Origin of the sequence: Candidatus Poriferisodalis sp. (genome assembly GCF_965204125.1) — a bacterium.
Taxonomy (GTDB): Bacteria; Actinomycetota; Acidimicrobiia; order Acidimicrobiales; family Poriferisodalaceae; genus Poriferisodalis.
This window is the reverse complement of sequence record NZ_OZ241968.1, coordinates 1697577-1723207: the sequence shown is the minus strand read 5'-3', so window position 1 is coordinate 1723207 and position 25631 is coordinate 1697577. Positions and strand designations below refer to the sequence as shown.

Below are 25631 nucleotides of genomic sequence, written 5' to 3'. Positions count from 1 at the left end.
CCCCCCTAGCCCTGACTATTCATGAGGGCGCGGGTTGGGGGCGTTGGGGCCGGTTTTCGGCGTCGGTTTGAGGGTCGGCGGGGGCGATGCGGTGTTGGCTGTGTCGGTGGCGGGTGGTTGGGGCGGTTGTGGGTGCGTTCGGCGGTTGTGGGTGCGTGTGGGGTGGGGCTGCGGGCGCGGGCGGTGGCCGTGTTGGGGGGCGTGGGGGTTCAGCGGGGGTGCTGGGCCGCGAGGAGCGCTCGGGCGCCGGGAAGCCGCGTGGGAATGCGTATGAGGGTGCGGCGGGCTCGGCGGCACACGATGCCGGGCAGGTGCCACAGTTGCCATCGGAGCCGTTTGGGTGCTGCTTTGGCGAGAGCGCCGGTGAGCTGGTGTGTCTGGAACCATGTCACGAGCGCGAGCGAGATGAGGCACATGGCGGTCCAGGCGCGGTTGGCGTTCCAGGCGGCGAACGGCATTCGTGCCAGGCCGGAGTCTTTGAGCCGTTCGATGCTGTTCTCGACGTGGGCGTGGTGGCGCATGAGCGTGTCGACATGGGCGGGGCTGCCGGGCGCGTCGGTGAGGAATCCCCAGTAGCGGAAGGTCTCTGAGGGGAACAGGCTGCGCCGGGCGCCGGCGTGGAGCGGCTCGCGTCGGACGATCAGCCGAGTCCCCTCGGGCCACTCGGTCAGGTCCACGAGCTCGGTGAGCTCGGCGACCTGGGTCCGGTTGGGCTTGCGGGCGTGCTTGGGGTTCGGCGCCGCAGGGACCCACATGTCGTGGTCGAGGCGGGCGGCGGCTATCGCTGCGTCGATGCCGTCGGTGGCGCGCGCGGTGACTGCGAAGCCGACGTTTCGGTCCCTGCACCCCAAGGCGATGCGCGCCGAGCATCCCGCCGCGTCGATGCGCACCAGCAGCCGCCGCCGCACCAGGTCCTTGGGGTCGCCGGCGCGGTGGCCCGCAGCGTCGGACTCGGGCAGCATCGAGATCGCACGGTCGAGCACGTGCAGGTGATCGGCGATGCTGTTCGCCGCCGCGTTGCCCGATCGCAGCATCCCCCACAGCGGCTCCCCCTCGTCGGTGGAGCACACCATCGGGTGGAACCCATAGCCGCCCTTGTAGTGCGGCGCCGCGCCTTGCTTGTTCTCCGAGTGCACCTCGACCAGCGTCGAGTCGATGTCCACCACCAGCGGCCCCGTCGCCGGCGTCTGAGGCCACACCCGCTCGCGCACCGCCCCCGCCGCCTGCCACAGCCCGTCGAGCTCCTCGTCGCCGACACCGCTGAGCGCACGCCACAGCGTCGAGTCCGACGCCACCGGCCCGAACAGCTCCGGCTGCGCGCGCAGATGCTCGATGTCGCTGCACGCCTCCCCGCCGCCCGCCAGCGCCAAGCACAGATGCGTCAACAGCACCCCCCGGTCATGGACCGGCGCCCGCTCCCCGCGCGGCACCAGCGCCCCCGACAGCTCCCCCGCCAGCCCCACCCGGTCCGCGAAGCCGCCCAGAACGAACAGCCCCACGCCCGACACTGCCCGGTCCCCGCCAGATGTCAGCACCGCATTGGACACGCTTCTAAGCTTCACCTCGGAGATGCCTTTCCGATCCGCACAATGTGTGCCTCGACAACACACATCGTCGCAGGTCAGAAAGGCTTTTCCGCGGACGCGAAAACCCCGCCACCCCAATTCTCATGAATAATCAGGGCTAGGGGGCTACACCAAGAGAGACGCTAGCTGTGTCGCCGTCCTAATCAAAGCGATCAGTGAGGAAGGCGTCGATCTCGTCGGCGGGGATGGCACGGGTGGAGTTGTTGCGGCGTTGGTAGAGGGTGGCTGAGCCCTTTGGGTTCTTGACCCAGATTGGGCGGGAGCTGGCGGGAACGTCGATGCGGCAGATGTCGTGGCCGGCGACCCGGTCCATGCGAACGGTGAGGCGGTTGGCGCCGGCGTGGCCTAGGCGGTTGTCGAACAGGGTGTCGAGCCAGTTCACGAAGCCGTCTGCATTCGGGGGCTTGACCTGGGCGTAATCGTCGTCGAGTCCGACGGGCTCGCCGTCGTCGGTCACGCCGATGAGCAGCGTGCCGCCATGGTCGTTCAGCATTCCGGCGACGGTCTTGACGATCACCTCTTCCATAGCCCGATCCTTGCGCTGTTCCCGAACGTTCCACCTGGCCGTCTGTTTGTACTCCACCTCTCGTGTCTCGCCGCTGAGCAGTTCTTCGGTTGGGCGTGCCCATGTGGCGTGCGCGCCGAGCAACTGCTCCATGAGCAGCGCTCGGACCTCCGGATCGATGCCGGCCAGTTCAACTAGCTCGTTGCTGACTTCGTCGGCGGCGGTCGGCAGTGCGGCCACGGCTGTGGTTGGGCCAGCTGCGGTCTCGGGAGCGTCGTACACACTTCCGTGATCGTCGAAGTAGCTGGCGTAGATGTGGTCGTAGATGTTGCCGACCTTGCGGTCGAACAATTCGGGGCCATAGGCCTCAGGCAGCTCTTGGTCGAGGACGCTGCTGATCGCGACCTTGACGGCCGCGCGGGTTTGTTGCCGCTTCTTCCAGTCGAGAACGAGCTTGTCCTCGATGCGCTCCAGCAGCAGCTTCGCCGCGCCCTTGACCTTGCGGGCATCGGCCTCGGCCAGCTCCGGTTCGGGCTTGGTGAGCAGGTCGAAGATCGCTAGTTCAGCCTCGCTCATGTCTTCCCGGACAGCCCGCTGTTCTTCCTCGGTGAGTTCGTCGTTGATGGCCTTGAGCCGGCGGAGGAACTCTTCGAGGTTGTGGGTGCCGGCGTTGTAGTCGTCGATCAACTGCCGGAACCGCTCGGCAAGATCGAGGCGCACCGGGTTCTTCCGCACCGCATTTTCGAGGCGCTGTTCGAGGTCTTGCTCGATGGCCTTGGCGACGGTGCGCTTGTTGGCTGCGAACTGGAACGCAAGCTGATCGAAGTCCAGCTGGCTCAGGTCGATCAGCGGGTCAGCGCCCCCGGCCGACCGGATGATGTACTCCTTAGCGCCCACCGACCGGTCGAGCAGATCCGAGACCGAGTCCATCACCTCGCTGATGTCAGGCGCCTCCGACGACGACTCGATCTTCGATGCGATCGAGCGAATCACCGCCACTCGGTGCGTCACGGCCATCGCCTCGGGGTCGGGCAACAGCGACTTGAACGCCTTGCGCACCCGTCGCGCCAAGGCGACGTAGTGACGCCGGGTCTCCTCGTCGACCAGCAGCGCCTCGACAGCGGATTTCTGCAGCGCGATGAACTCGAACCCTTGCGCCGACTCCAGATCGTGGAGGTCGATGTCGTTGGCGTCGCAGAAATCAACGGTCTCGGCGAGTGCGGCTTCGAGTTCGGTGATCAGCTCGTCCTTGGGACGAATCGGTGAGTCAACTTCCCTTCCGGCGTCGTCACCGTCGGTGCCTGGCCGTTCCGCTGCATAGATCGCAAGGGCACGCTCCAGGTTCCGGAACACGCCCACATAGTCGACGATGAGGCCGTTGTCCTTGTCGCCGAATACCCGGTTGGCCCGCGCGATGGTCTGCATCAGCACGTGGTTGCGCATTGGCTTGTCGAGGTACACCGTCGACGTTGACGGCGAATCGAAGCCGGTCAGCCACATTGCGCAGACAAACACCAGCCTGAACGGATCGTCGGGGTCCTTGAACTTGGAATCGAGATCCTCTTCGACTATCCGCTTGCGGTGCTTTGCGATGTCGAGTCCGGCGTCGGCCATGTCCGCTACTTCGTTCTGCGCCTGGGACACCACCACTGCCATGTCGGTCGTGCGCATGAACTCGATCAGCGACTCCAGGTGTGGCCGTTCCACCTCGGGCGTGTCGGCCAGCTTCGCCTCAAGCTCAGCCCGGTAGCGGGCCCATTCGGCTTCAACCAGGTCGAACATGTGCACGGCGGTGGCCTTGTCGATGGCCACGTACATGGCCTTGCCTCTGAACCCGCGGTTGACGAAGTGGTGAACCAGATCGGCGGCGACCTCTTCCAGACGCTGCGGCCGGGTGATCAGCTCGTACTGCTGGGAGAAGCGGCGGGCGACAGCTCGCTCCTGGGCGTCGTCCAGCTCCGCCTCTTCGAGCAGGTCTTCGAGTTCGTCGTCGAAATCGTCGTTGGTGAGCTGCAGCTCGGGAGTGCGGTTCTCGTAGTAGAGCGGGACGGTGGCGCCATCGGCGATCGAATCCCGGAAGTTGTAGATCGACACGTAGTCGCCGAAGACGCGACGTGTTTCTTCCTCGCCGACGATCAGCGGCGTGCCGGTGAATCCGAGGTAGGAGGCGTTGGGCAGCGCCAGACGCATGCTGGCGGCCAGCGTGTCGTACTGGGTGCGGTGAGCCTCGTCGGTGATGACCACGATGTCGTCGCGCTCGGACAGCACCGGCATCGGTTGGCCCTTCTCAGGCGGGATGAACTTGTGGATCAGCGTGAACACGTAGCGGTGGTCCTGGCCCAGCAGGTCCCGCAGGTCGGCCGACGATTCGGCGTGGACTTCCTGACCAGCGGTGATGACGCCCGAGTCGGCAAATTGCTCGTAGAGCTGCTCATCGAGCTCTTTGCGGTCGGTCACAAGCACGAATGTCCAGTTGCCGGGTTCCCTGCGGAGCACCTTCTGGGTGAACCACAGCATCGACAGCGACTTTCCCGAACCCTGCGTGTGCCAGAACACGCCGAGCCGGCCTTCCCGCTGCTGCAGTTGCTGCAGGGCTTCCAGCGAGTTGTTCACCCCGAGGTACTGGTGGTTCTTGGCGAGCGCCTTCACCAGGCCACCAGGCCGCTCGGTGTAGGCGATGAAGTTCTCGACGAGGTCCAGCGTCCGATATCGGTCGCAGGTGCCCCGCAGCGCTGTTTCCAGCGACACGATGCCTTGTTCGCCTTCGGAGTCGATGCGTTTCCATTCCGCGAAGTGCCCCCATGGGGCGTAGGTGGATCCGACCCGCGTGTCGGCACCGTTCGAGAGCATGACGAAGGCGTTGAACCAGAACAGATGAGGCGCCGTGTCGCGGTAGTCGCGCAGGTTGGCCTCGTAGGCGTCGTGGACGTTCTTGTGCGACACCTTGAGCTCGATGAGCACGAGCGGGATGCCGTTGACGAACAGCACGATGTCGGCGCGCCGCTTGTACATGTCGCCGGCAATCCAGAACTGCGAGACGGCGAGCCAGTCGTTGGAGTCCGCATGGTCCCATGCAATGAAACGGACGGTGGTGGTCTGCTGGGTACCGCCGCCGCCGGTCATCTCGACCTTCGCGCCGTCGCGGATCAGTTCGTACACCTCCCGATTAGCCCTCACGCGATCCATCGCGGACCGGTCTTGAACGAGCTGATCGATCGCTTCGCCAAGGACGGTGTCGTCGAGCCCCGGGTTTAGCCCACGTAGAGCATCTCGAAGTCGATGGGTGAGGACAGGTTCCGATTGCGAATCTCGGCCGAGGGTGCCGATGGGGCCTAGCGCTTCATCAAAACCCGAGACGACATCCCATCCGAGTTGCGCCAGAAGCCGAAGCGCTGGCTGCTCGACCAGCTCATCCTCGGTCAAACTGGATGGGTTCACGCCACCATGGCCTCCGACTCCGAGTCAGGGCCCAAAACATCCAACTCGCCGGAGACCAAACGAGGCAGCAGGAGATCTCGGGTGTCACGCGCAACGGTATTCACTTGGGTTAGATGCTTGATCAATTCAGCCATCGGCAACACCGCCGATTCGAAGTCTCTAGCGACTCGCTCACTCGGAATCAAGAGTGTGATCGACTCCATATCCTTCTTTGTCACTGAATTGAAGATTGTGCCACCTCCGATCATGTCCTCAGTTACAAACGTATCCTTCAACTGCTGAAGCAAGAAGCCTTGGTTACCATCTAAGGCCCGAATCGCGCATAAGCCGCGACCCACAACGAGGCGATCTGATGCTAGGTTGATGCGACCTACCGGTGCCCGAACACTGAACAATATGTCTCCCGGTTCGGCAACTCTCTTGTCTACTGTCGTCCATTTCACATGCGTAGGAAAATACTTGCCAAAATTGCTGACCCCCTGATGAAACGGCAATCCTTCGCCTGTGTCATTGTAGTATTCGGACCTGGGTGATTGTCCCATCACTAACGAGCATACGTCGCCCAGTGTAGCCACCGACCAATCTCCAGGAATTGGTCCGAGATTGGAATCGACGAGTTCGACAGCCTCATGGCTGGGAAATCGGAGATGCACAAACCACTCTTGGTATAGCAGCCTCGCCATCTCGTCCAAAGTCTCAATCCGCCTCCGATTGTTCTCGACCAGCGCTTCGAACGAATCCAGTGCATCGATGATCTCCATTTGGGTGGAGATCGATGGAAACGTCACTGGCAGCTGTCGCACGACTCCCGCGCTGAGATTGGACATTGTGGCTCCGACTGAATGGCCCTTCAGCCACTCAATTGCCAGCGGCGATTCCAAGTAGTAATACAGAAAGCGTGGAAGGAGATCCCGCCCATTGCCTACCGAGATACGCATCGAGCCTGTGCCGCAAAGCCAACCAGCCTCGTCGGCGCCGACCCATGCCCTCCGCCCTATGTCCCCACGGCGACCGAGCACAATATCTTCCTCACAGAGAATGTGAGAATTGAGGCGCTCAACCGTCGGCTCATCAATGCGGGCAATTGATGAAATGTCAATCTTCCCGTCCGCCATATCTTTGGGCATCACCACGGGCGTGGCACCTAGATCATCAACATAATCGCACTTGTGGAGCTGGGACCCGAAAGGCCCCGTTCGAACCTCCCCACCGCACTCGTCGGCGATCTCGCCAAGAGTCTTGGTTGACCAGCTCACCCCCTCAGCACCTCGTTTACTACTGACTGAGTGCGCCCTGACAAGATCTCAGCTTGAGCCGTAAGGTCTGCAAAATGCTCCTCCAACAACTCTAGCCTTGCCATGAATTCAACATCGTCGACGCGGTGCCTCGTGAATCCTACATAACGGCCGGGGTTCAAACTCCAATGTTGCCTGACCACCGTCTCAAGGTCGGCTTGGCCACATAACCCCTCAACGTCGTGATATTCAAGCTTCGGAAAGGAGGCTTCGATAAGTTCTCGACTGCCTTCTTCAAATTCAGGATCTCCCCCACGCCAGAGTCGGACGATGTTCGCCAGAAACTCGATCTGCTGCGAGGTCCAGTCGCGGTGGGCGCGATCGACTTGGTTGTAGACCTTCTTGGCGTCAATGAAAAGCACCTTGTTCTCGCGTTCGGTGCCTCGCTTCCCACGGTCAAGAAACCACAGCGTGACCGGCAACGTCACGGTGTAGAACATGTTCGTTCCAACGGATATGATCACATCGACGCAGCGGTCTTCAATCAGCTTGCGGCGGATCTCAAGCTCGCTGCCCCGGGCATCAGAGGCAGAGTTGGCCATGACGAAGCCAGCCCGTCCAGTTCCACTGAGGGCCGAATAAAACGTCTGGATCCACAGAAAGTTGGCGTTGTCGGCCGACGGCAAGCCGAAGGGGAATCGATCGTCATCTTCGAGTTTGACCTTGTCAACCCCATTGACGTTGAACGGCGGGTTGGCCATAACGAAATCGAACTGCCCGAACGAGTCGTGCAGATCCTCGTAGTAGGTGTTTCCCTGCCGGATATCACCGCCTAAACCGTGGACGGCAAGGTTCATCTTGGCAAGCCGGACCGTGTCACCAACCCGCTCTTGGCCATAAATCGAGAGCGTGTGGCTCGACTTGTCGCGATGCCGTTCCACAAAGTGGGCTGACTGCACAAACATGCCGCCCGAGCCGCAGGCGGGGTCGTAGATCTTCCCGTGGAACGGCTCGAGGATCTCGACGATGAGGCGCACGATCGAGGTCGGCGTGAAGAACTCGCCGCCGCCGCGCCCTTCGGCAAGGGCGAACTTGCCCAGGAAGTACTCGTAGATCAGTCCGAACCCGTCCCCCTCGATGGCATCCGGCAACGACTGCAGGAGTCGCAGCAGCTCGCTGAGGATGTCGTCGGGGATGCGGGAGTAGTCCTTCGGCAGTACACCGCGGAGGTCCTGATTGTGCTCTTCGACCGCCTCCATGGCCTTGTTGATCGCCTTGCCGAGATCAGCGCCTTCCGGCAGGTTCAGCAACCGCTCGAAGCGGGACTCCTCCGGCAGGTACAGCGCTCCGATGGCCTTGTAGTCGTCGGGGCCGATCTTCCGACGCTCGCTGCCCTCGCCCACCTGTTCGGTGGCTGCGGCGAATCGCTGATCGGCGTACCTGAGGAAGATGAGTCCCAGCACGGGCGATGCGTACTCGGACGACTTCAGCTCCGAGTTGGCTCGCAGCTGGTCGGCTGTCTCCCAGAGCTTGCTCTGCAGTTCACCAAGATCTGTCGCCACACCCATCCCTCCGACGAACCGCCACATTCTTGCCGCCACGGCGGAGCCGAGTTGCGGCGAAGCCCGACTGGCCCATGTTCCGTTGCGACGTGAGGCTCACTCGAAAGGCTGACCGCTGTCCCAGAACCCGAGTGAACGCATCTCCGCGTGGAGTCGGTTCGCCTCCTCACGCGTGATACGTCCCTCATCAGCGGCACGAATGAGCAGTTTGCGGATGCGCTCGTAGGGATAGGTCCGACCTCCGTGCTCTTGGTCGAGAACCTGGAGCGCGTCGGCGTCATCGGTCACAATCGTCCAACCGCGCTCCAACGAGATCGCTACACAGGCTGCCTCGCCAGGTCCAAGCCCGAACTTGAGCCCGTATGTGCTGACGTGACTGCCCTGAAGTCGGGCGGCCAACAGCTGCTCCACATGAGTCATTTCGACCGGTACGAGGCCAGATTCGTCGTATAGCTGATCGACGAGTCTGATTTTGGTCAACAACTCGATCGCATGGTCCGGGGATTCCGATTCCTCGGCCAACGTGGCCGCCGTCTCGTAGTGCCCCAAGGCCTGCCGCATCTCGGACAGCAACTCGGGTCGCGGTGCCGGCTCATCCGAACGCGCTCGATCAGCGGGGTCGTAGACCGCCACTGGAACTTGCAGCGGCCTACCGAGGAGATCGCCGAGCAACCCTTCCTGCCCAACGAGCAGGAAGTACATCAGCACAACCGTGTCGATGATGTGGGAGCCGTCAGACAACGCCTGTCACCTCGAACTCGTCGAACTCTGCCTCAAGATGCGACGCTTCTTGCTCAGCACCACCGAGCGGTTGGCCAAGGATCTGGACTACGTCCGGAACTGCGAGACCGGCGAACGAGGCGGCCGTTGGCGCGGACATCAGGTCTGCCACGACCGCTCGCCGCAGCATCCGTCTGAAGGACATCGGGAAGCGCTGGATGCGCCAACGCTCCGAATCTTGCGCGTCTTCCTCAGGATGAATTGTGTAGCCAAGCGCTCGCGCCAGCGAAACGGGGCGCACTGACTCTCGGAGCTCGGTGTACGTCTCTGGCGCCAGCCACTTCATTTGACGGAGCCGTACGAGCGCCGTCGGCCATGAAACCTTGAAGTAGCGCTGCATGTGAATGATGTCGACCGGGTCAACGATGCGGGGTGGAAGTCCGACCTCCTCAGCAAAGCGGCGGATGCCCTCGCTCGGCATCAGAAACTCACCTGCGAAGCGGTTTGCAAAGCTCTCCCGCGACCCCTTGCCGTGCGAGAGCACACGCGTGGTTTCGTTGCTGTGAAACAGGGCGTGGGCCAACTCATGCGCGACCGTGAATCGCCGTCGGCCTGGCGTCATGTCGAGGTTCACCAGAATCGCGAATCCGACTTCGGGGTGACTCAGGAACGCTCCTGAAGGCGCACGGCTGAGATCGGACCCGAGTGGTGCCCGGTACAAGGTCACACCCAGCGTCTCGCAGACCGGGTCAAGATCCGAGATTGGACCGGAACCGAGGCCAAGATGCGCGCGGACTTCCTCGGCCTTGCGGCGAATGTCGTCCTTCTGGGTGAACTTGTGCCGAAACACAAACGGGCTTTGCCTGAGGCCCCGGATGGGTTCGTCCAAGCTGCTCGCCAACTCAGCGAACCGGTCGAGGAACTGAACGAACTCGCGGATGCCTGGTGTGGCCCCCTCGTCGACGCCGTCCTCTGCACGCAGCAGCAGATTCACGAGATCATCGGCTCTTGGCCGGAGCTCGCGGCCTTCCAAGACGTCGAGCAGCTCGACGCCATACAACCGGGCCAGCGCGCTGAGCTGTCGATCGTTCGGGGTTCGCGTGCCGGACTCCCAGTACGACACCATGGCCCGGTTGATGCCTAAGGCTGCCCCCACATCGTCCTGCGAGTAGCGGGCGCTCGTGCGAGCGCGCGCGAGCGCCTCACCCAGCTGGCTCATGGCGTCTCCCCTCGTTCCCCTGCGGTGGGTCTGTTACGCATTCTGCTACGTGTTGGTTCATGCCGCAACTATTCCATTCTGCTGTTACACTAGAACTAGTAGGAAGCCCAGGAACATAACAGGAGACGGCTATGACTACTTCCCTGAACCCCGAAACCGACGAGAACGTCATCGAGGTCTACGTCCACACCGAGGGCACACCGGACCTGCAGTTGCTGCCGGTGAACCGCGACGGTCACGTGCGAGACCTGCTGACGACTGACGACCCGGCGGTGTCCGACGAGTCGATCTGGCTGGCGGAGCAGGACGAACCGCTCGAGCTCGAGATCTCACTTGTGGACGCCGGCATTACGGAGCGATGTCACGTGCATCGGGGCTGCTGTACCAGCGTCAAGGCGCGAGTTCGATACCACGATCGAAGTCTCGACAAGGAGTTCCCCCCGGCGACACGACTCTCGACGGTGTATCGCTGGGCCGCGGGAGAAGACGGATTCAAGCTTCCGAGCCAGGAAATCCCTCGCCATGCTCTGCTTGTCCGCGGCACCAGCGAGTTCATCGACGCTGAAGTGCACATCGGCTCGCTCACAACGAGTCCCCGCTGTGACGTCGACTTCGATCTCGTTCCGAAGAAGCGGTTCGAGGGCTGACGGAGTCGATGGTCGTGGCGCCTGACGAACGGGCCATGAGTGCTGCTCTGGAAGCCGCTGGCTTCCAGAGTGGTGTCGACGGCGGCCGTTGGCGGCTAGTCAAGCTCGAATGGCCGATCGGCATCTTCGCCGTGTCCGCTGCAGAGCGCCCCAACTCGCCGAGCGAGTTCGGGCTGCGCGTTGACCTCACGGGCTATCCGCAGCAAGCGCCTACGTCCGCACCGTGGGACCTCGACCTCGACGCCGCTCTTCCCCCGGCTCAACGGCCGAAGGGCGACCGGGTGGGGAAGGTGTTCTACAACGGCAACTGGGATGAAGACCTCGCACTGTACGCCCCGTGGGACCGCAAGGCGCTTAAGGGGCACGCGACTTGGCGCGACCGACACCCCGAGGATGTCTGGCACCCAGGACGTGACATTGCTTTCCTCCTCGGGCGAGTGCACGAGCTACTGAACGCCGATGACTACGCGGGCATCTAGTTCGGCTCGTCGGCCGCTCGTCTCTCTGACGCGGTGGCAATGGCGCTCGTTGATTCGCGAACTTGGCCGGCGAGGACAAGGCACGCGCGAGGCGGGGGCCTTTCTTCTGGCACCTCTCCCCGACTCGCGGCGAGTTGCTCATGTCGAGTACTTCGACGATCTGGATCCGATGTGCTTGCGCGGCAACATCGAGATCCAGGGACACGCCTTCAGCAAGCTCTGGGACATCTGCGAGGCGAAGAAGCTCACCGTCATCGCCGATGTCCATACCCATCCCGGCGCCGCCGTCCAGCAGAGCTCCATCGACAAAGACAGTCCGATGATCGCTCAAGTCGGGCACGTGGCCTTGATCGTGCCTCACTTTGCGACCCGTCGAGTCAGGCCTCGCCAGGTCGGTGTGCACCGTTACTGCGGAAGCGGCGAATGGGATTCGTGGTTCGGGCGGGCGGCGGCTCGACGCCTGTCGGTTCGGAGATGGACATGAACGCGGTCGGTCGCGACGAGCTCAGTCGAACGGCCAAGATCCTGCTCGACGGTGATCTGGCCAGCGACATCAACGACGCCTATCGCCGCCTTGGAGACCTTGTACTCCAAGTCGAGGTGGGTCCTGACATTGCAGCCGATCTCGCAGCCCAAGCCGCACTGCTGACAACCCTCAACACGGGCCACAGAGCGATGCTCGGCGGCATCGAAGTGGCTGTCGCCAGCAATCCAGAACTCACGTTGCCTTGGGCACGCGGCCGGACTGTGGCCGACGTCATTGACGAGTTCGGTGGCACCGTGGTGGACCGGCCGGACTCAGACCTACCGACGTTGCGAATCGCGACACCGTCTCCGTGCCGCCAACGCCGGCGCAGACTTCAACTAGATCTCACATGGCACGGTTGGTGCGGCGGTGTGACTGAATCCACCGGAACCGAGCCACGCGAACCGGCGATCCCCCTTGCAGGCATCGTGGCGGGCGCCCTGGGCGTCTCAGAGATGTTCCAGCACATGGTCGGCTCCCCCGTTGCTGGTCGTCGGACCGTCGGGCTATCGCTCTGGATGCCAGACCTGGATTGGCGGTCGCCTGAGGCACTGGGGCCAACACTTCAGTACTTACCAAACGGGATTTGGCTGCTCGGTCTAGGTCACCTCGGTCAAGCGAATGCCTGGAGCATCGGATGCCTGCCCTATGAGCGTCCTAAGGAGCTCAAGGTTTTCCTCGTTGACTTCGACGTGGTCGTTGAGGCCAATCGATCGACTGGTTTGCTGACCACCCAGGCCGATGTCGGCCGGCCCAAGACCCGAGTGGTTCAGACGTGCCTTGAAGCCCTCGGCCACCGGACCCGCTTAGTCGAACGGCGCTTCGACGAACACGTGATACCCCATGAAACGGAGCCGAAGCTGGCACTCGCCGGATTCGACAGCCCCGAACCGCGGCGAGCGCTGGGCGAGAAGTTCTGGCGAGTGGTCGACTCTGGCCTCGGTGCCGGCTCGACCGGCTACCTCGACATGCTCATCTACGCATTTCCATCGCAGCTCACGCCAGAAATCGCATTTCCAAACGCGGAATCAGCGGAGCGCAAGCTCGTCGAGGCGTATGAAACCGAAATCAGTCGCCGCATCGACAAAGGCGAGCAGCCCGGTGATGCGCAATGCGGCGTCATTGAACTCGCCGGTGCTACGGCTGCGGCCTCGTTCGTGGGTGCCATCGCAGGCGCGCTGAGCGTCGCAGATCTGCTGCGGATCCTCCACGACGGCCAGCAATACGCGTCGATCAACCTGGACCTTCGCAGTCCGGGGGCCAAGCTCACTGCGTTCACGGAGGGCGTGAGCCAACCAATCAACCCTGGCTATACCGCCGCCAGCCAAAGCGCACTTCCGGCTGCGTAGGCAGGCCACTTCGGCCGCGTACCCGCTCAGTGCCGATCGCCACCGGTGCTGAAATACAGCCCGGCCGAGAATTCGAAAGTCACGGCCTCGATGAAAACGCAAGGGCCCGCCGAAGCGGGCCCTGCACCCAGCCACCGAAGCGGCTGGGGGGATATGGCCTCAGGTTAGGCGAAACCAGTGACAAACGCGACAGCGGGACGTACGCGACCTACTCGTTTTCTCGCCGGGGAGCCTCGTGCGACGGCGGTGGCGGCGGCGCCTTGGCGTTCGGCGCAGGTAGGCCGCGTACATCGCCCGAGCCCGGCCAACGCGGCCTGCGGCCTGCACCTCCCCCAAATGCCTGGCGGCGGCGCGCGGCCGCTTGTCGGAGTTCACGAGACTTGGCGCGTCTAGTCATCAGTCTTCCTTTCGGACTGTCCCCAGAATCGCATGCTGCGTGCCCGAGAGAGCCTCGGATTGCGCGCCGACGTGGACGCGGAGTCTCGCGTACGTGCCTATCGCCAAGAACCTCTGGCCATGTCCCGACGAGGGATTCGGAAGGCCATCAACTCCTACGTTCACCGGTGCTCATCGTTGCTCACATGCTGGCCGAGGATTTGGACGATCTCGGGAACCGTCGCAGCGGCTCGGTCACCAATTCGTTGGCCTCAAGCGCGGTCGGGTGCGCGCCAGCGACCGCCGGCCAGGTCGTGTGCTCCCCTTCCCAATGAGGCCAACCCACAAAACCATGCTGGTGCCGCCATGAACACGCAATAGGGTCGGGTTCATGGCGAAGGTGAGGCTCGACGACGAGGATGGTCAATTGCTGGACCGTCTCGCGCCCAAGTTCGGCGGCCGAGCCGCGGCAGTCCGAGAAGCGCTGCAGAGGCTGGCGGCGGATGAGGACCGCAAGGAGGCTTTCGACGCATTCCTCGCCGAATGGGCCAGCGAAAGCGGTCCCCCAGAAGCCGAGGCGGTCGCTGCTATGGCTGAGCGTTACGGGTTGTGATACTCGACGCCGGCTTCCTGATCTCTGTCGAACGCGGCGAAGCCTCCGCGCAGGCCTTTCTCGTCTCTCACGCCAAGGACCAGCGATGGCACAGCACGCATCCGGTCGTTGCACAAGTCTGGCGCGACGGGGCGCGACAGGCGCGGCTGGCTGACGGTCTCGGCTGCAGCGGTCACATCCGGTCTGCTCGACCGGCTCGGCCATGCTGCAGCTGAACACCTCAACCGTGCCGCGGAAGCGCTCGATGCCGACGTGCGCGGCGACCTGACCGCTGCGGGCATCGGCATCGGCATCGGCACTGCCTACGACCCCGGTGCCGACCTCGCTCGACGCCTCGCCACCGTATTGAGCGTGCTCGCAAGGCACCTCGACCGGCAAGGCGCAGGCATGGCGGTCACCGTGGACGAACTGCACGCGGGCCAAACCGACGAGCTGCGCACGCTCGGCATCGCACTGCAGGACGTGACCCGGCTCGCACGGCTGACACCGTTCGCAGATGACGACCCACCACGCTCACCGACGCTGGCCGCGCCCAAACACCTGACAGGATGGTTCACGCCATGAAGCGCACGCGGGCGCAGCGGGCGGCAGCGCTGGAAGGCTGGGCGGACCGGGTCGCGCCAAGCGATCTGGTCGAGGCCGACAGCGTTCGGCGCGCACGCGAAGGTGAAGCGATTGCCGAGTCGTACCGGCAAGTTCCGCAGGGGCCAGACGAGGACGCCGCAGCATTGGCCAATTCGATCGCCATGACCGAGGCCGAGCCGTAGCAGTTCGGCTCGAACCGCGGCTGCTTGCAACGCCGAACCAGAAGGCCCGGCCTGCGCTTGTGATCACGCGAGACCAGGCGATCCCGGTGCTGGAGTTGTCGCGATCGAGAACCGGTGCCGCTAGCTGTCGAGGCGTCTGTAGGCATCTCGACGGTGCGCCACCCGGAGTATGAAGACTTCCCGTCGCGCATCGTCGATGCGGTACACGATCTGGTACGTACCGCGGCGTGCTGCCCATCGGCCATCGAGCTCACCACCCAATGGTGTTCCGACTCGACGCGGCGCTTCCGCCAAGTCGCCTGCAATCAGCTCGAGGACGGCTGAAACGACCGACTCCGGAAGCTGTTCAGCGATCGCAGCAGCAGCGGAACGCGCGAAAACGATGCCGTACGGCGTTGCATTCACTGCGCCCGAAGCGCCCTGACAGCCTCCACGCCGCGCACGACGTCACCTTCGGCGATTTCGCGTTCCGCCTGAGCGATCTCTTTCATCGCATCGGGGTCGGACAGGATCGCCAGCGTTTCCTCAATGGACTCGAGATCGTCGGGACTCATGAGTACCGCAGCAGACATGCCGTTGCGAGTGATGAAGATCCTCTCGTGAGTGCTGTGAACCCGTTCAACGAATTCCGAGAAGCGGTCCTTCACGGTGCGCAGCGATTCAGTTGTCATGACCACAATTGTGCCACGGTGAGATACCAGACTCCAACCGGACTTGTGACAGCCCCTTCGTACGTTGCGGGCCATGACACAACTCACCACACGCATCCTTCCCGACTACGACTCCGCCGAGCGGCCGGCTTGGCTGGTGCACGGCGCCCATGAGGCGTGGCGCGCAGCGCTGCCGACGACCGAGTCCATCGATTGGTCCGAATTCGTTGTACGCGCGTGCGACGAGATGGCGACTGCCGCCGATGGGCTTCCCGGCATTCCCGGACCTGGCAGCGACCCGCCCGACGACGGGCTCCAGGTCGCCATGGCCGCGGCGCTGCTGGGCGACATCGCGACCCGGGCTGTCTCGCCGTACGACGCGAACGAGATGTGCCGCCGGGCATATCCGCGCTGCTGGGACGCGACTTTGGACGGACTGGCGAGCCGCCCGCACGCAGCGCCAGAGGCTGACCCTGTCCTCTACGACCACGGCGTTGCGCTGCGATCGTTCAGCAGCCCTGATGTGCGATGGCCTTCAGGCATGCACGAGGCCCTCCAGGCAGTCATGGAGCTAGCGAACGAGGTGAGCGCTTCGAGCTCGCTCGGGTTGTGCCTCACCCATGTCGTTCCCGGCCCGGTGGTGTGGCCGCCGCCCGTGGCTCCGCCGGCGCTCGACCGTGAAAGGTGCGACCTCGACGCCGCAGTTGCGGGAACGCTGGTCAGCCATCAGGAGCACGCCGACATGCTCCACAGCTACCTGTCAGCGCGTGATGATCCCGACGTTCCGGATCCGTCACCGGCCGAGACCGACCAGGTGCAGGCAGCAGTGCGCGACTGGTCGGCCGAGGTCGTGCCGGCCGCCGTGCGTGTTGCCACAGCTACGTTCGCCCACGCCTACGAGTGGGCCAGCACCGACACCGAGCGCTGGGATCCATCGGTCGTCGCCTACGCCCACGCCGAGGCCTACCTGTCGATCTACCACCTGCGCCAGATCACCGACTCATACGACCTCACCAACGGTGGCGTATCCAGCTACGCCTGGTGGTGGTGCCACGACCGCCAATTCGGCCTGGCCAGCCTGCGGAAGTTGGCGAGCACCTGGTAACTCCAGCCTGGTTCAGCAAGTCAGACCGCCACGGTCCGCACCGTGGCGTCGCCGTCTGCGATCTGCATGGTCCTGATGTGGGCTTGGACCTGCATCGGCCTGACAGACTCCGCTCGTGTCCGGGGAGCCTGAGCCGCCAGACGACCGCTCGGATCCCGACGGCATGGCCGCTGCACTGGCACGCCGCCTCGCCGCACTTGCGCTGGACGCTGTGATTCTGATGTCGGCCTTGGTGTTCTGGTACATCGTGATCGCGTATGCCGCGTGGTGGCTCGTCGCTCTGTCACGCGGGCAGACGCCCGGCAAGCAGGTGTTCGGGCTGGTGGCTGTGACGCCTGACGGTGAGCGGTTCGGCTGGGGTCAGATGTTGGTGCGCGAGATCTTCAAGGTCATGACTTGGGCCTTCACGCTCGGCCTCGGCATCGTCATCGACATCACGCTGCTCGTGCTCAGCGACGAACCCCGGACGGTTGCCGACCGAGTCCGCAACAGCACCATCGTCCATACCTCCGCGCTGTCGCGGTAGCCGACCGTCTCGTCGACTGTCTGCAACAATCCCGCCCGTGACGATGGAGCCCGAGCAGCCGCCTGAGCGCGATGGCTCCGTGAGCGACTTCGCAGCGGGTCCGTTTCGGCGATTGATGGCTGCGCTGATCGACGATTTCTTCCTGGTGCTGATCCTCGTGTTCTGGCCGCTCGTCTTTGTGATCCTCGTTTGGTGGCTCTTCGTGCTGGGACGAGGACAGACGCCTGGCAAGCAGCTCGCCGGGATCTTCGCTGTGCGGCGAGACGGCTCACGATTCGGCTGGGGCCGGATGTTCATCCGCGAGAACTTCAGGTTGCTCCTCTGGATCGTGACCTTCGGATTCGCCCTGGTCGTCGACGGTGCACTCATCCTGCTGCGCAAGGACCGCCGCTCGGTGACCGACCTCGTCGCGGGCAGCGTCCTCGTCTATGTCCCCAGCGAGTGACACTCACTACAGACGAGATAGCCGGCGTCGGGAGCATCTAGCTTGCTGGCGTGTCGAGCTTTGAGGTAGCGGTTGTCGGGCGAGGGCTGATCGGCAGTGCTGCCGCGAGGCATCTCGCAGAGGCCGGGCATTCGGTCGCGCTGATCGGGCCGGGTGAGCCGGAGGACTACGCCTCGTCAAACGGTCCGTTTGCGAGCCACTACGACGAGGGCCGCATCACTCGGATGATCGATCCGGATCCCGCTTGGTCACACTTGGCGATCCGCTCGATCGGCAGATACGCCGACATCGAAGAACGCTCGGGCATCGCGTTTCATTCGGGCACCGGTCTTGTCTATTCGGGGGCGAACCCGCATGCGGATCTCGCCCATGCGGTCGAACTCAATGTCGATGCACGCGAGGTCACCGCTGAGGAGGTCGCAGAGCGCTTCGGGATCGACATGTCGAGCGCGGACGCGATCATCCTCGAAGCCGCGCCGGCGGGACACATCAACCCGCGGCGGATGGTCGCGGCGCAGAGCCGGCTGGCGGCCGCGGCGGGCGGGACCGTCATCGACGCGCCCGTCTCGGCGGCCGTGCCGACGCCTGACGGCGTGCAGCTGACCTTCGGCAACGACACGGTGCTCGCGCAGGGCGTACTGCTGTGCACCGGCGCGTGGGCGGCTGAGCTGGTCGGCGTCGACCTGCCGCTCGAGCGCAGCTTGCGGACGATCCTGATGGCCGAGCTCGACGACGGCCCGGCGCTGCCGAGCCTGATCTCCCGGACCGACCCGGCCACCTGCGAGGAAGATCCGCGTCACGACGTCTACTGGGTGCCGCCCGTTCGGTTCCCCGACGGTCGGGTCATGCTGAAGATCGGCGGCTACGACCCTGCCGCCACCATGGCCGACGACGTGCCCACTGTGGTCGACTGGTTCCGCAGCGGCGGGAGCGTGGCCGAAGCGGGCGACCTTGAGGCCCGGTTGCGGGAGTTCCTCCCCGACCGCACGATCCGGTCGCGCGACTTCAAGCCCTGCGTGGTCACGAACACGCCGCACGACCTGCCGTGGATCGACTGGGTGGACGACCGCGTCGCCGTCGCGGTGGGCGGTTGCGGCTCGGCCGCCAAGTCGGCAGATGAGATCGGCCGGCTTGCAGGGACGCTGTTCACCGACGAGGGCTGGACTGACCCCGTTCTGAAACTCGAATCGTTCCGTCCCTGATTGCCGCGGCTGCGCCTGTCAGGTGCGCGGCTCCAGCAACTCAAGACGGTTGCCGAAGGGATCGTCCACGTAGACGCGGTCGTAACCCGCGAGCGGCTCGTCGTCCCGGACGTCGACGCCAGCGCCACGGAGCAGCTCAACGAGTGCGGGAAGATCCTGCACGTGCAGGGCGGGATGGGCCTTGCGAGCGGGACGGAATGGCTCCTCGACGCCCAGATGGATCTTGATCGCGTCGCTCTCGAACCAGCAGCCGCCGCGTCGCTCCAAGTGCGCCGGCTTGGGCACACGCGGCACACCGAGCAGTCCCTCGTAGAACGCCTGCGCGTCAGCCTCGGCGCCGGGCGGCATCGCCAGCTGCACGTGATCAATCGCGACAATCCTCACGACATCGAACCTCCACGCCGTCCGACTCCGCTGGCCGAGCCGCTGCGAACGCTGGGCGACACCGGGGAAGTACCGGAAGCGTGGTGCCGATGAGCCATGCTGCAAGCCTGCCAACTACCGCGACGATTCAGCGCCGCAGCGGCAGCGACCGAGCCGGCGATCAAGGGAGTGAGGAAACGGGATGCAGGGAGCGGCAGAGTCATCGACGAGGGGGCGGCCGTGAGCAGTGTGGTGGTGACGGGGGCGAGCTCGGGGATCGGCGAAGCGATTGCACGGCGGTTCCTGGCTGACGGCTGGGACGTGCTGACCGGCAGCCGGCGGGAGCCCGATCTGGCAGGCGCTGGGTGGCTGCAGACCGATGTGGCCGATCCGGCCCAGGCCGATGCGCTGGTGGCCGCCGCCGTTGAGCGGTTCGGGCGGCTGGATGTGGTGGTGAACAACGCCGGCGTGCAGGTGGAGAAGACCGTCGCCGACACCACTGATGAGGAATTCGACCGCGTCATGGACGTCAACGTGCGGGGTGTGTTCAACATGTGCCGTGCTGCCGTGCGTCACATGTCGAACCAGACCGACGGCGGCGTCATCATCAACATCGCGTCGATCGCGGCAACCCACGCCGACGCCGGCATGGCCGTCTACAACGCGTCCAAAGGTGCCGTCGAGGCCCTCACCCGGGCCATCGCGATCGATCACGGCCGTCAAGGCATCCGTTGCGTGGCGGTCAGTCCTGGCTGGATCGCGACCGCGCTCGCCGACACCGTGTTCGACCTTGAAGCGGACCCCGCCGCGGCCCGGCAGGCAGCCATCAAGCGCCATCCCATCGGCCGCCTTGGCACCCCCGATGACGTCGCCGAAGTGGTCGCCTGGCTGGCGGGCCCCGCGGCCAGTTTCGTCTCAGGCAGCGTGTTTACTGTGGACGGTGGCCTCACAGCACAGAGCCCCATCGGCGGCTGAAGTGACGGCGAATGCCACGCGGAGCGAGGCAGCCAGCAGGCGCGCCCGGCTGGTCCGGGGTTAGTGCGGACATGACGGCGACGGCCCGCAAGCCGTGCCCGGTTGCTGCGGTCGAAGCGCTCATCGTGTCGGTGCCTGCTGTCGGGAACGCCTTCGCCGAAGGCTCCGAGGAAACGCTGCTCGTCAAGGTGACCGACGAGGACGGGCGGGTCGGCATCGGCGAGTCGGTGTGCACGCCCGCCGTCGTCAAGGCGATGATCGACCAGCGCACCATTCACTTCTGGAGCCAGGGCATCACCGACGTGGTGGTGGGTGCCGATCCGATCGAAGCCGCAGCACTGTACGACCGGGCGTACCACGGCAGCTTCTACCACGGGCGCCGCGGCACCTACATCCAGGCGTACTCGGCCGTGGACATCGCTCTGTACGACCTCGCCGGGCGCCAGCTCGGCCTGCCCGTGTACAAGCTGCTCGGCGGCGCCCGCACCGAGCGCATCCGGCCGTATGCCACCTGCTACCCGGGCGACATCTACGACGGGCCGATGTCTGCGGTGCTCGACGAGATCACCCGTCAGGCCGCCATCGCCGCCGACCAGGGCCTCACCGCGGTCAAGGTGCCGGTGCTGTTCGGCGATGAGGTGTCCGACCGAGCCGTCGTGGAGTTCGTCGGCAACTGCCGGGAAGCGCTCGGCGACGAGCTCACCATGGCGCTCGACTTCGGCTACCGCTGGTGGGACTGGCACGACGCCGCCTGGACGCTGCGACGCATCGAAGACTTCGACGTGGCCTTCGCCGAAGCACCGCTGCGCCACGACGACCTGGCCGGCCATGCCCGCCTCGCAGCCGTATCGCCCATCCGGGTGGGCGGTGCCGAGTTCGCAGCCGGGCGCTGGGAGGTGCGGGAATGGCTGACCACCGGCAGGGTGTCGCTGGTGCAACCCGGCGTCAGCCGCGCCGGAGGGTTCACCGAGCTGATACGCATCGCCGAGCTGTGCGAGCTGCACGGCGCGCAGCTCATCCCCCACAGCTTCGCCACCGGCATCACCGACGTCGCCAACTTCCATCTCCAAGCAGCAGCGCTGACCATCCCGATGGTGGAATTCCGTTCGTCCCGGCTGGGACCGTCCCGCCTGCGCACCGAGCTGGTGCACCCACCCGAGCCCGACATCGTCGACGGCTACGCAGCGCTGCCGACCGGCGCCGGCCTCGGCGTGGAGCTGAATGAAGAACTCGTGGCTGCCCACACACTCGATGCGGCCGGCGACGGAAGCGATTGACCGGTGAGCGAGCCGTCGGCTGGGTTGTCGGCGTCGCCGTCGGGCCGGTCATCCCGAGCCTCGACAATGCCGGAATCTGTGCCAGTAGCGCACGATGCACACGAGACGGCGCCGAATCCGCCGACTGATGCCGCAGTGCACGGGGCTGTGGGCGGCATCACCACCTACAACCCGTATCTCGGCAACCGGCTCGGCATCGCTGACGCACCTGCCGTGACCGGCGCGGCAATCGATGGACGCCAGGTGCATGTCACCTTCGCCAACGGCCGCCAACGCACCTACTCAGCGCAGTGGCTGCGGCACTGCTGCTGGTGTGCCGAGTGCGGCAACCCCGCTGACGGCATCCGCTTCACGACCGTGGCGAGCATCCCGCCCGACATCGCGCCTGCGAGTGCCGGGCCCTGCAATGGCGACTTGGTGCTGACGTGGCCGGGCGGGCACTGTTCCACCTATGGCAGCGACTGGCTCGCGGCGAACGCCTACGACGACGAGGCTCGCCAGCGCAGGGCCGACTGGCAGCCCGCCACCTGGCGGGCCGAACTCGCCAACGACTTCCCCACCGTCGACTGGGCCGACGCCAGCGACGGCGGCGCCGGCCAACTGCACTCCTACCGGCTCTTGGCCCAATACGGCATCGTGCGCATCGACAACCTCGGCAGCGACCCCGCCTGCACCGAGCACCTCGCCAACCTCGTCGGCCCCATCCACGAGACGACCGTCTATGGCCGCATCTACGACGTGCGCGCCGAGCCCGTCGCCAAGCTGGGCGCCAAGACCGGCATGGCCCAGGCGCCCCACATCGACGACGCCTTCTACTACTCCCCGCCCGGCATCGACATCTTCCACTGCCTGGTCAACACCGATGTCGGCGGCATGAGCACCTACGTGGACGGCTTCGCCATCGCCGAGTCGCTGCGCGTCGACGAGCCCGACGCATTCGAGGCCCTCACCACGCTGCCCGTCACACATGTGCGGCGTCACCCCGGCGAGATCAACCTGCGCAGCCGCAGCCCGGTCATCCGGCTCGACGAGTTCGGACGCCTCAGCGGCATCCGCTACTTCGACCGGGCGCTCGGCCCGCTCGACGTGCCGCCAAGCGATGTCGACCGCCTCTACGACGCCATCCGGGCCTACAGCAACCGCATGCTGAGCCCCGAGTTCACCGCCGCCATCCGGGTCGAGCCCGGTCAGGGCGTGCTCATCGACAACCACCGGGTCATGCACGGCCGCACCGAGTTTGACCCCGCATCGGGCCGCCACATCCGCCTGTGCCACGTGCCCCGCGACGAGTTCCACGGCCGCCTGCGCGAGCTCAGCCTGCGGCTCGACCCATGGTGCCACGACCAGTACCTGCCGCAGGGCTCATGAGCGATCACCGATCAACGAAGGGGGCCGCCACATGATCAGCGCCGATCTCACCGGCAAACGGAGCATCGTCAGCGGCGGGGCCAGCGGCATCGGCCTCGGCGTCACCCGTACGTTCGCCGAGAACGGCTCCACGGTGGCCATCGCCGACCTGCCCGGCGAGCGGCTCACCGGCACCGTTCAGGCGCTGCGGGGGGACGACCTCGACGTGTTCGAAGCGCCATGCGACCTGCGCGACAACGACTCGGTGGTGGCCATGGTCGAAGCTGCCGCCGAGCGGATGGGCGGCATCGACTACCTGCTGAACATCGCCGGGCATCCTGTCACCCTGCAGACCATCCCGGCCGACGATCTCGAATCGCAGACCGAGGAACTGTGGGCAGAGGCGCTGTCGATCAACCTGCTGTCGGCCTTCCGCACTGCCAAAGCCGCTGCGCCGTACCTCACCGAAGCACGCGGGGCCATCGTGAACACCTCGTCCATGTCGGGCTGGCGAGGCGGCGGCTCCAGCTCGCCCTACAGCGTCGCCAAGGGCGGCCTCATCACGCTCACCAAGGAGCTGGCACGCGGCCTCGCCCCCGAGGTGCGGGTGAACGCCATCTCCCCCAGCTACGTGCACCCCGACTCCACCAACTTCCCGATCCGCTGGGCGACGGTCTTCGAAGACTCCGAGTCGCTGCCGCTCGGCCGTCCCGGCACCGCCGCCGAGTACGCCGACGCGTGCCTGTTCCTGTGCGCCGGCGCCAGCTACATCACCGGTCAGACGATCCACGTCGACGGCGGCTGGAGCGTCTGAGTGTCGGCCAGCTGCCCTGCATTCACACCCGGGGCCCGACGGACCACCGGCACAACACCGGCCGCGAGGAGGCACATCCAGTGAGCGAGTCCATCAAGCCGGCCAAGTGGGCTGACCCTGCGAAGAAGCTGTTCCCGCACCAGGTCGGCTTTACGGCGCCGCCGATGGACTTCGACGCCGCTCCTACCGACTTCCTGCGCATGTGCCCGCCGTCGGTGGGCGTGCACGGCCGCCTGCTGCACGCCCCCGGCTACGCCCACCGGCTCAGCGACCGGGCCGGGCTGTTTCACCTGCTCGAGGAAACCGTGCACTGCCTGTCCGGCAGCGGCGCCGACGTGGTGGGCCAGGTCGGCACGAACTGGGTGCATGCCGCCGGCACCGACGCTGCCGACATTCGCCGCTTCACCGCCGAGATGTCCGAGAAGTACGACACGCCGTTCCACATGGCCGGCCTGACGCTGGTGGAGGCCTGCGAGGCGCGTGGCTACGAGCGGATCGCCCTCAACGCCGTGTACTTCTGGCCCGACTGGCGCGACGGCGTCGTGCGGTTCCTGCGCAGTGCTGACATCGACGTGGTGTGGGCCGGGAACTTCGTCGATCAGGGCTGGTACGCCACCCAAGACGAGGTGAACGACTGCACTTGGATCTTCCCCGGCGACTTGGCGCTGCGATCGTGCGAGCACGCCCTGAGCCAGGCGCCCGACGTGGACGCAGTGCTGATGAACGGCATGTCCAACTACCGCGGCACCGACGGGCTGCCGCGCCGCTTCGTGAGCCTGGCCGCAGATATCGAAGCGCAGCTCGGCGTGCCGATCATCGCCTCCGACATCAGCCTGCACTGGCGCATCTTCCGCACGCTCGGCGTGGAGCCGCTGGGCCGGCAGGGCTCGCTGCTGGCCTCGCTGCAGAGCGATCCCGCGGCCGGATAGTTCTCGGAGACGGCGCCCATGTCTGCACCATTGACGTACGCACACCGTACGCGCGCAGCTCGAAGCCAGGCCCGACGCCGCGCACTCCGATCAGCGATGCCGGTCGCCTGCGTCGCGCTCATCGTCAGTGCATGCGGTTACAACGACGACACCACCGAGATCGTCACCCCAGCACCGCCGGGCGCCGACGCCTCGGTGCGCGGCACGATCACCTACCGCGAGCGCATCGCGCTGACGCCCGACGCCGTCGTGACCGTGCAGCTGCGCGACACGTCCCTCGCCGATGCGGCCTCGGTGCTCATCGCCGAGCAGATCATCAGCAGTCCGGGCCAGGTGCCCATCGACTTCGACCTGCGCTACGTCAGCGACGAGATCGACGACCGCAACGTCTACTCAGTCTCGGTGGTGATCACCGAGGGCGACGGTCGGATGGCGTTCACGAACGACAGCGCGTACGACGTGATCACCCGGGGCAACCCGCGCCGAGTCGACATGACGCTCGTGATGGTGGAGCCGCCGCCAGAGCTGGCGCCCGACGGCTGGAGCCCTACCGACCCCGACCGGGTCGAGGCACCAGTGCACGCCACCGACGTGGGAATGATCTGGGAGGGTTCAACCGGCAGCCAGAGCAGCGGCTACCTGCGGGTTGTGTTCGTGACCTCGAGCGAGGACGGCTGCTACCACATCGGCAGGGAGGAAGCCGTGCGCAGCGGCAGCCGCTTCGAGGTCGCCGTGACGGCATGGGTGCCGGCACCGGTGCCGTGGGCGCAGGACTGCTCCGAGCGAGATCTGGAACTCGACGCCATGGTCCACCTCGGCGACGGGTTCATCTCGGGCGAGATGTTCGAGGTGGTCCTGAATGGCGAGCGCACCTTCACCTTCACCGCGCCCTAGCCAGCGGAGCCGCGCACAGCGCGCCCCGGTCGGCCTTGCAACAGCAGTCCGTCCAGCGACCGCTAGGCGAGCGGCGCCCCGGC

General features: G+C 65.3%; 26 protein-coding genes. 17 read left to right on the top strand and 9 right to left on the bottom strand.

Annotated features, from left to right (window positions below):
- Positions 1-209 precede the first annotated feature (209 nt).
- From ACOGXD_RS08265 to ACOGXD_RS08240, 6 genes are all read right to left on the bottom strand, one after another.
- A complete protein-coding gene (locus ACOGXD_RS08265) occupies positions 210-1547 on the bottom strand; it encodes an IS1380 family transposase (protein ID WP_419914043.1) in 1338 nt (445 codons plus the stop codon).
- Positions 1548-1725: 178 nt separating this feature from the next.
- The gene (locus tag ACOGXD_RS08260; protein ID WP_419914041.1) at positions 1726-5529 is read right to left on the bottom strand and encodes an HsdR family type I site-specific deoxyribonuclease; all 3804 of its coding nucleotides are present in this window, start codon (positions 5527-5529) and stop codon (positions 1726-1728) included.
- On the bottom strand, positions 5526-6785 hold the full coding sequence (locus ACOGXD_RS08255; RefSeq protein WP_419914039.1) for a restriction endonuclease subunit S: 1260 nt from the start codon (positions 6783-6785) through the stop codon (positions 5526-5528). Before ACOGXD_RS08255 ends, ACOGXD_RS08260 begins: the two co-directional genes overlap by 4 nt.
- Positions 6782-8332: a type I restriction-modification system subunit M gene (locus ACOGXD_RS08250; protein ID WP_419917379.1), complete on the bottom strand. Its 1551-nt coding sequence runs from the start codon at positions 8330-8332 to the stop codon at positions 6782-6784. The genes ACOGXD_RS08255 and ACOGXD_RS08250 overlap by 4 nt, the downstream gene beginning before the upstream one ends.
- Before the next feature lie 90 nt (positions 8333-8422).
- Positions 8423-9028: a hypothetical protein gene (locus tag ACOGXD_RS08245; RefSeq protein WP_419914038.1), complete on the bottom strand. Its 606-nt coding sequence runs from the start codon at positions 9026-9028 to the stop codon at positions 8423-8425.
- Between the two features lie 31 nt (positions 9029-9059).
- Positions 9060-10265 (bottom strand): helix-turn-helix domain-containing protein, encoded by a 1206-nt coding sequence (locus ACOGXD_RS08240; RefSeq protein WP_419914036.1) that lies wholly within the window; start codon positions 10263-10265, stop codon positions 9060-9062.
- A 131-nt stretch (positions 10266-10396) separates the two neighbouring features.
- On the opposite strand from ACOGXD_RS08240, the gene ACOGXD_RS08235 reads away from it, so the two are divergent.
- The 7 genes from ACOGXD_RS08235 (at position 10397) to ACOGXD_RS08205 (ending at position 15021) form a co-directional block, all read left to right on the top strand.
- The gene (locus tag ACOGXD_RS08235; protein WP_419914034.1) at positions 10397-10912 is read left to right on the top strand and encodes a hypothetical protein; all 516 of its coding nucleotides are present in this window, start codon (positions 10397-10399) and stop codon (positions 10910-10912) included.
- Positions 10913-10947: 35 nt separating this feature from the next.
- On the top strand, positions 10948-11391 hold the full coding sequence (locus ACOGXD_RS08230; protein WP_419914032.1) for a DUF7665 family protein: 444 nt from the start codon (positions 10948-10950) through the stop codon (positions 11389-11391).
- Positions 11392-11440: 49 nt separating this feature from the next.
- Positions 11441-11875, top strand: a complete 435-nt coding sequence (locus tag ACOGXD_RS08225) for a hypothetical protein (protein ID WP_419914030.1) — start codon at positions 11441-11443, stop codon at positions 11873-11875.
- A 191-nt stretch (positions 11876-12066) separates the two neighbouring features.
- Positions 12067-13266, top strand: coding sequence for a hypothetical protein (locus ACOGXD_RS08220; RefSeq protein WP_419914028.1), 1200 nt, complete (start codon positions 12067-12069; stop codon positions 13264-13266).
- Positions 13267-14032: 766 nt separating this feature from the next.
- Entirely contained in the window at positions 14033-14254 is a 222-nt protein-coding gene (locus ACOGXD_RS08215; protein WP_419914026.1) for a hypothetical protein, read from the top strand.
- Positions 14255-14362: 108 nt separating this feature from the next.
- Positions 14363-14818 (top strand): hypothetical protein, encoded by a 456-nt coding sequence (locus tag ACOGXD_RS08210; protein WP_419914024.1) that lies wholly within the window; start codon positions 14363-14365, stop codon positions 14816-14818.
- Positions 14815-15021, top strand: coding sequence for a hypothetical protein (locus ACOGXD_RS08205; RefSeq protein ID WP_419914022.1), 207 nt, complete (start codon positions 14815-14817; stop codon positions 15019-15021). Before ACOGXD_RS08210 ends, ACOGXD_RS08205 begins: the two co-directional genes overlap by 4 nt.
- 120 nt (positions 15022-15141) lie before the next feature.
- Here the strand turns inward: ACOGXD_RS08205 and ACOGXD_RS08200 are convergent, their stop codons facing one another.
- Together ACOGXD_RS08200 and ACOGXD_RS08195 are read right to left on the bottom strand one after the other, a co-directional pair.
- Entirely contained in the window at positions 15142-15426 is a 285-nt protein-coding gene (locus tag ACOGXD_RS08200) for a type II toxin-antitoxin system RelE family toxin (protein ID WP_419914020.1), read from the bottom strand.
- Complete coding sequence (locus tag ACOGXD_RS08195) at positions 15423-15692, bottom strand: type II toxin-antitoxin system Phd/YefM family antitoxin (protein WP_419914018.1); 270 nt, start codon at positions 15690-15692, stop codon at positions 15423-15425. Before ACOGXD_RS08195 ends, ACOGXD_RS08200 begins: the two co-directional genes overlap by 4 nt.
- Positions 15693-15765: 73 nt before the next feature.
- On the opposite strand from ACOGXD_RS08195, the gene ACOGXD_RS08190 reads away from it, so the two are divergent.
- The 4 genes from ACOGXD_RS08190 to ACOGXD_RS08175 all read left to right on the top strand — a co-directional run bounded on the left by ACOGXD_RS08190 (position 15766) and on the right by ACOGXD_RS08175 (position 18949).
- Positions 15766-16776, top strand: coding sequence for a hypothetical protein (locus ACOGXD_RS08190; RefSeq protein ID WP_419914016.1), 1011 nt, complete (start codon positions 15766-15768; stop codon positions 16774-16776).
- 115 nt (positions 16777-16891) lie between these two features.
- Positions 16892-17302, top strand: coding sequence for an RDD family protein (locus ACOGXD_RS08185; RefSeq protein ID WP_419914014.1), 411 nt, complete (start codon positions 16892-16894; stop codon positions 17300-17302).
- A 43-nt stretch (positions 17303-17345) separates the two neighbouring features.
- Positions 17346-17747 (top strand): RDD family protein, encoded by a 402-nt coding sequence (locus tag ACOGXD_RS08180; RefSeq protein WP_419917378.1) that lies wholly within the window; start codon positions 17346-17348, stop codon positions 17745-17747.
- A gap of 50 nt (positions 17748-17797) precedes the next feature.
- On the top strand, positions 17798-18949 hold the full coding sequence (locus ACOGXD_RS08175) for an NAD(P)/FAD-dependent oxidoreductase (protein ID WP_419914012.1): 1152 nt from the start codon (positions 17798-17800) through the stop codon (positions 18947-18949).
- Between the two features lie 18 nt (positions 18950-18967).
- On the opposite strand, the gene ACOGXD_RS08170 is transcribed toward ACOGXD_RS08175, so the two are convergent.
- Positions 18968-19333 carry a VOC family protein gene (locus ACOGXD_RS08170; RefSeq protein ID WP_419914010.1) on the bottom strand — a complete coding sequence of 122 codons (366 nt, stop codon included), beginning with the start codon at positions 19331-19333 and terminating at the stop codon, positions 18968-18970.
- Positions 19334-19552: 219 nt separating this feature from the next.
- On the opposite strand from ACOGXD_RS08170, the gene ACOGXD_RS08165 reads away from it, so the two are divergent.
- From ACOGXD_RS08165 to ACOGXD_RS08140, 6 genes are all read left to right on the top strand, one after another.
- Entirely contained in the window at positions 19553-20287 is a 735-nt protein-coding gene (locus ACOGXD_RS08165) for an SDR family NAD(P)-dependent oxidoreductase (protein WP_419914008.1), read from the top strand.
- Positions 20288-20358: 71 nt separating this feature from the next.
- The gene (locus ACOGXD_RS08160) at positions 20359-21564 is read left to right on the top strand and encodes a mandelate racemase/muconate lactonizing enzyme family protein (protein ID WP_419914006.1); all 1206 of its coding nucleotides are present in this window, start codon (positions 20359-20361) and stop codon (positions 21562-21564) included.
- Positions 21565-21630: 66 nt separating this feature from the next.
- Positions 21631-22932: a TauD/TfdA family dioxygenase gene (locus ACOGXD_RS08155; RefSeq protein ID WP_419917340.1), complete on the top strand. Its 1302-nt coding sequence runs from the start codon at positions 21631-21633 to the stop codon at positions 22930-22932.
- A 31-nt stretch (positions 22933-22963) separates the two neighbouring features.
- A complete protein-coding gene (locus ACOGXD_RS08150) occupies positions 22964-23725 on the top strand; it encodes an SDR family NAD(P)-dependent oxidoreductase (protein WP_419917339.1) in 762 nt (253 codons plus the stop codon).
- Between the two features lie 80 nt (positions 23726-23805).
- Complete coding sequence (locus ACOGXD_RS08145; protein ID WP_419917338.1) at positions 23806-24654, top strand: hypothetical protein; 849 nt, start codon at positions 23806-23808, stop codon at positions 24652-24654.
- 96 nt (positions 24655-24750) lie between these two features.
- Positions 24751-25548, top strand: coding sequence for a YbaY family lipoprotein (locus tag ACOGXD_RS08140; protein WP_419917337.1), 798 nt, complete (start codon positions 24751-24753; stop codon positions 25546-25548).
- Positions 25549-25631: the final 83 nt, after the last annotated feature.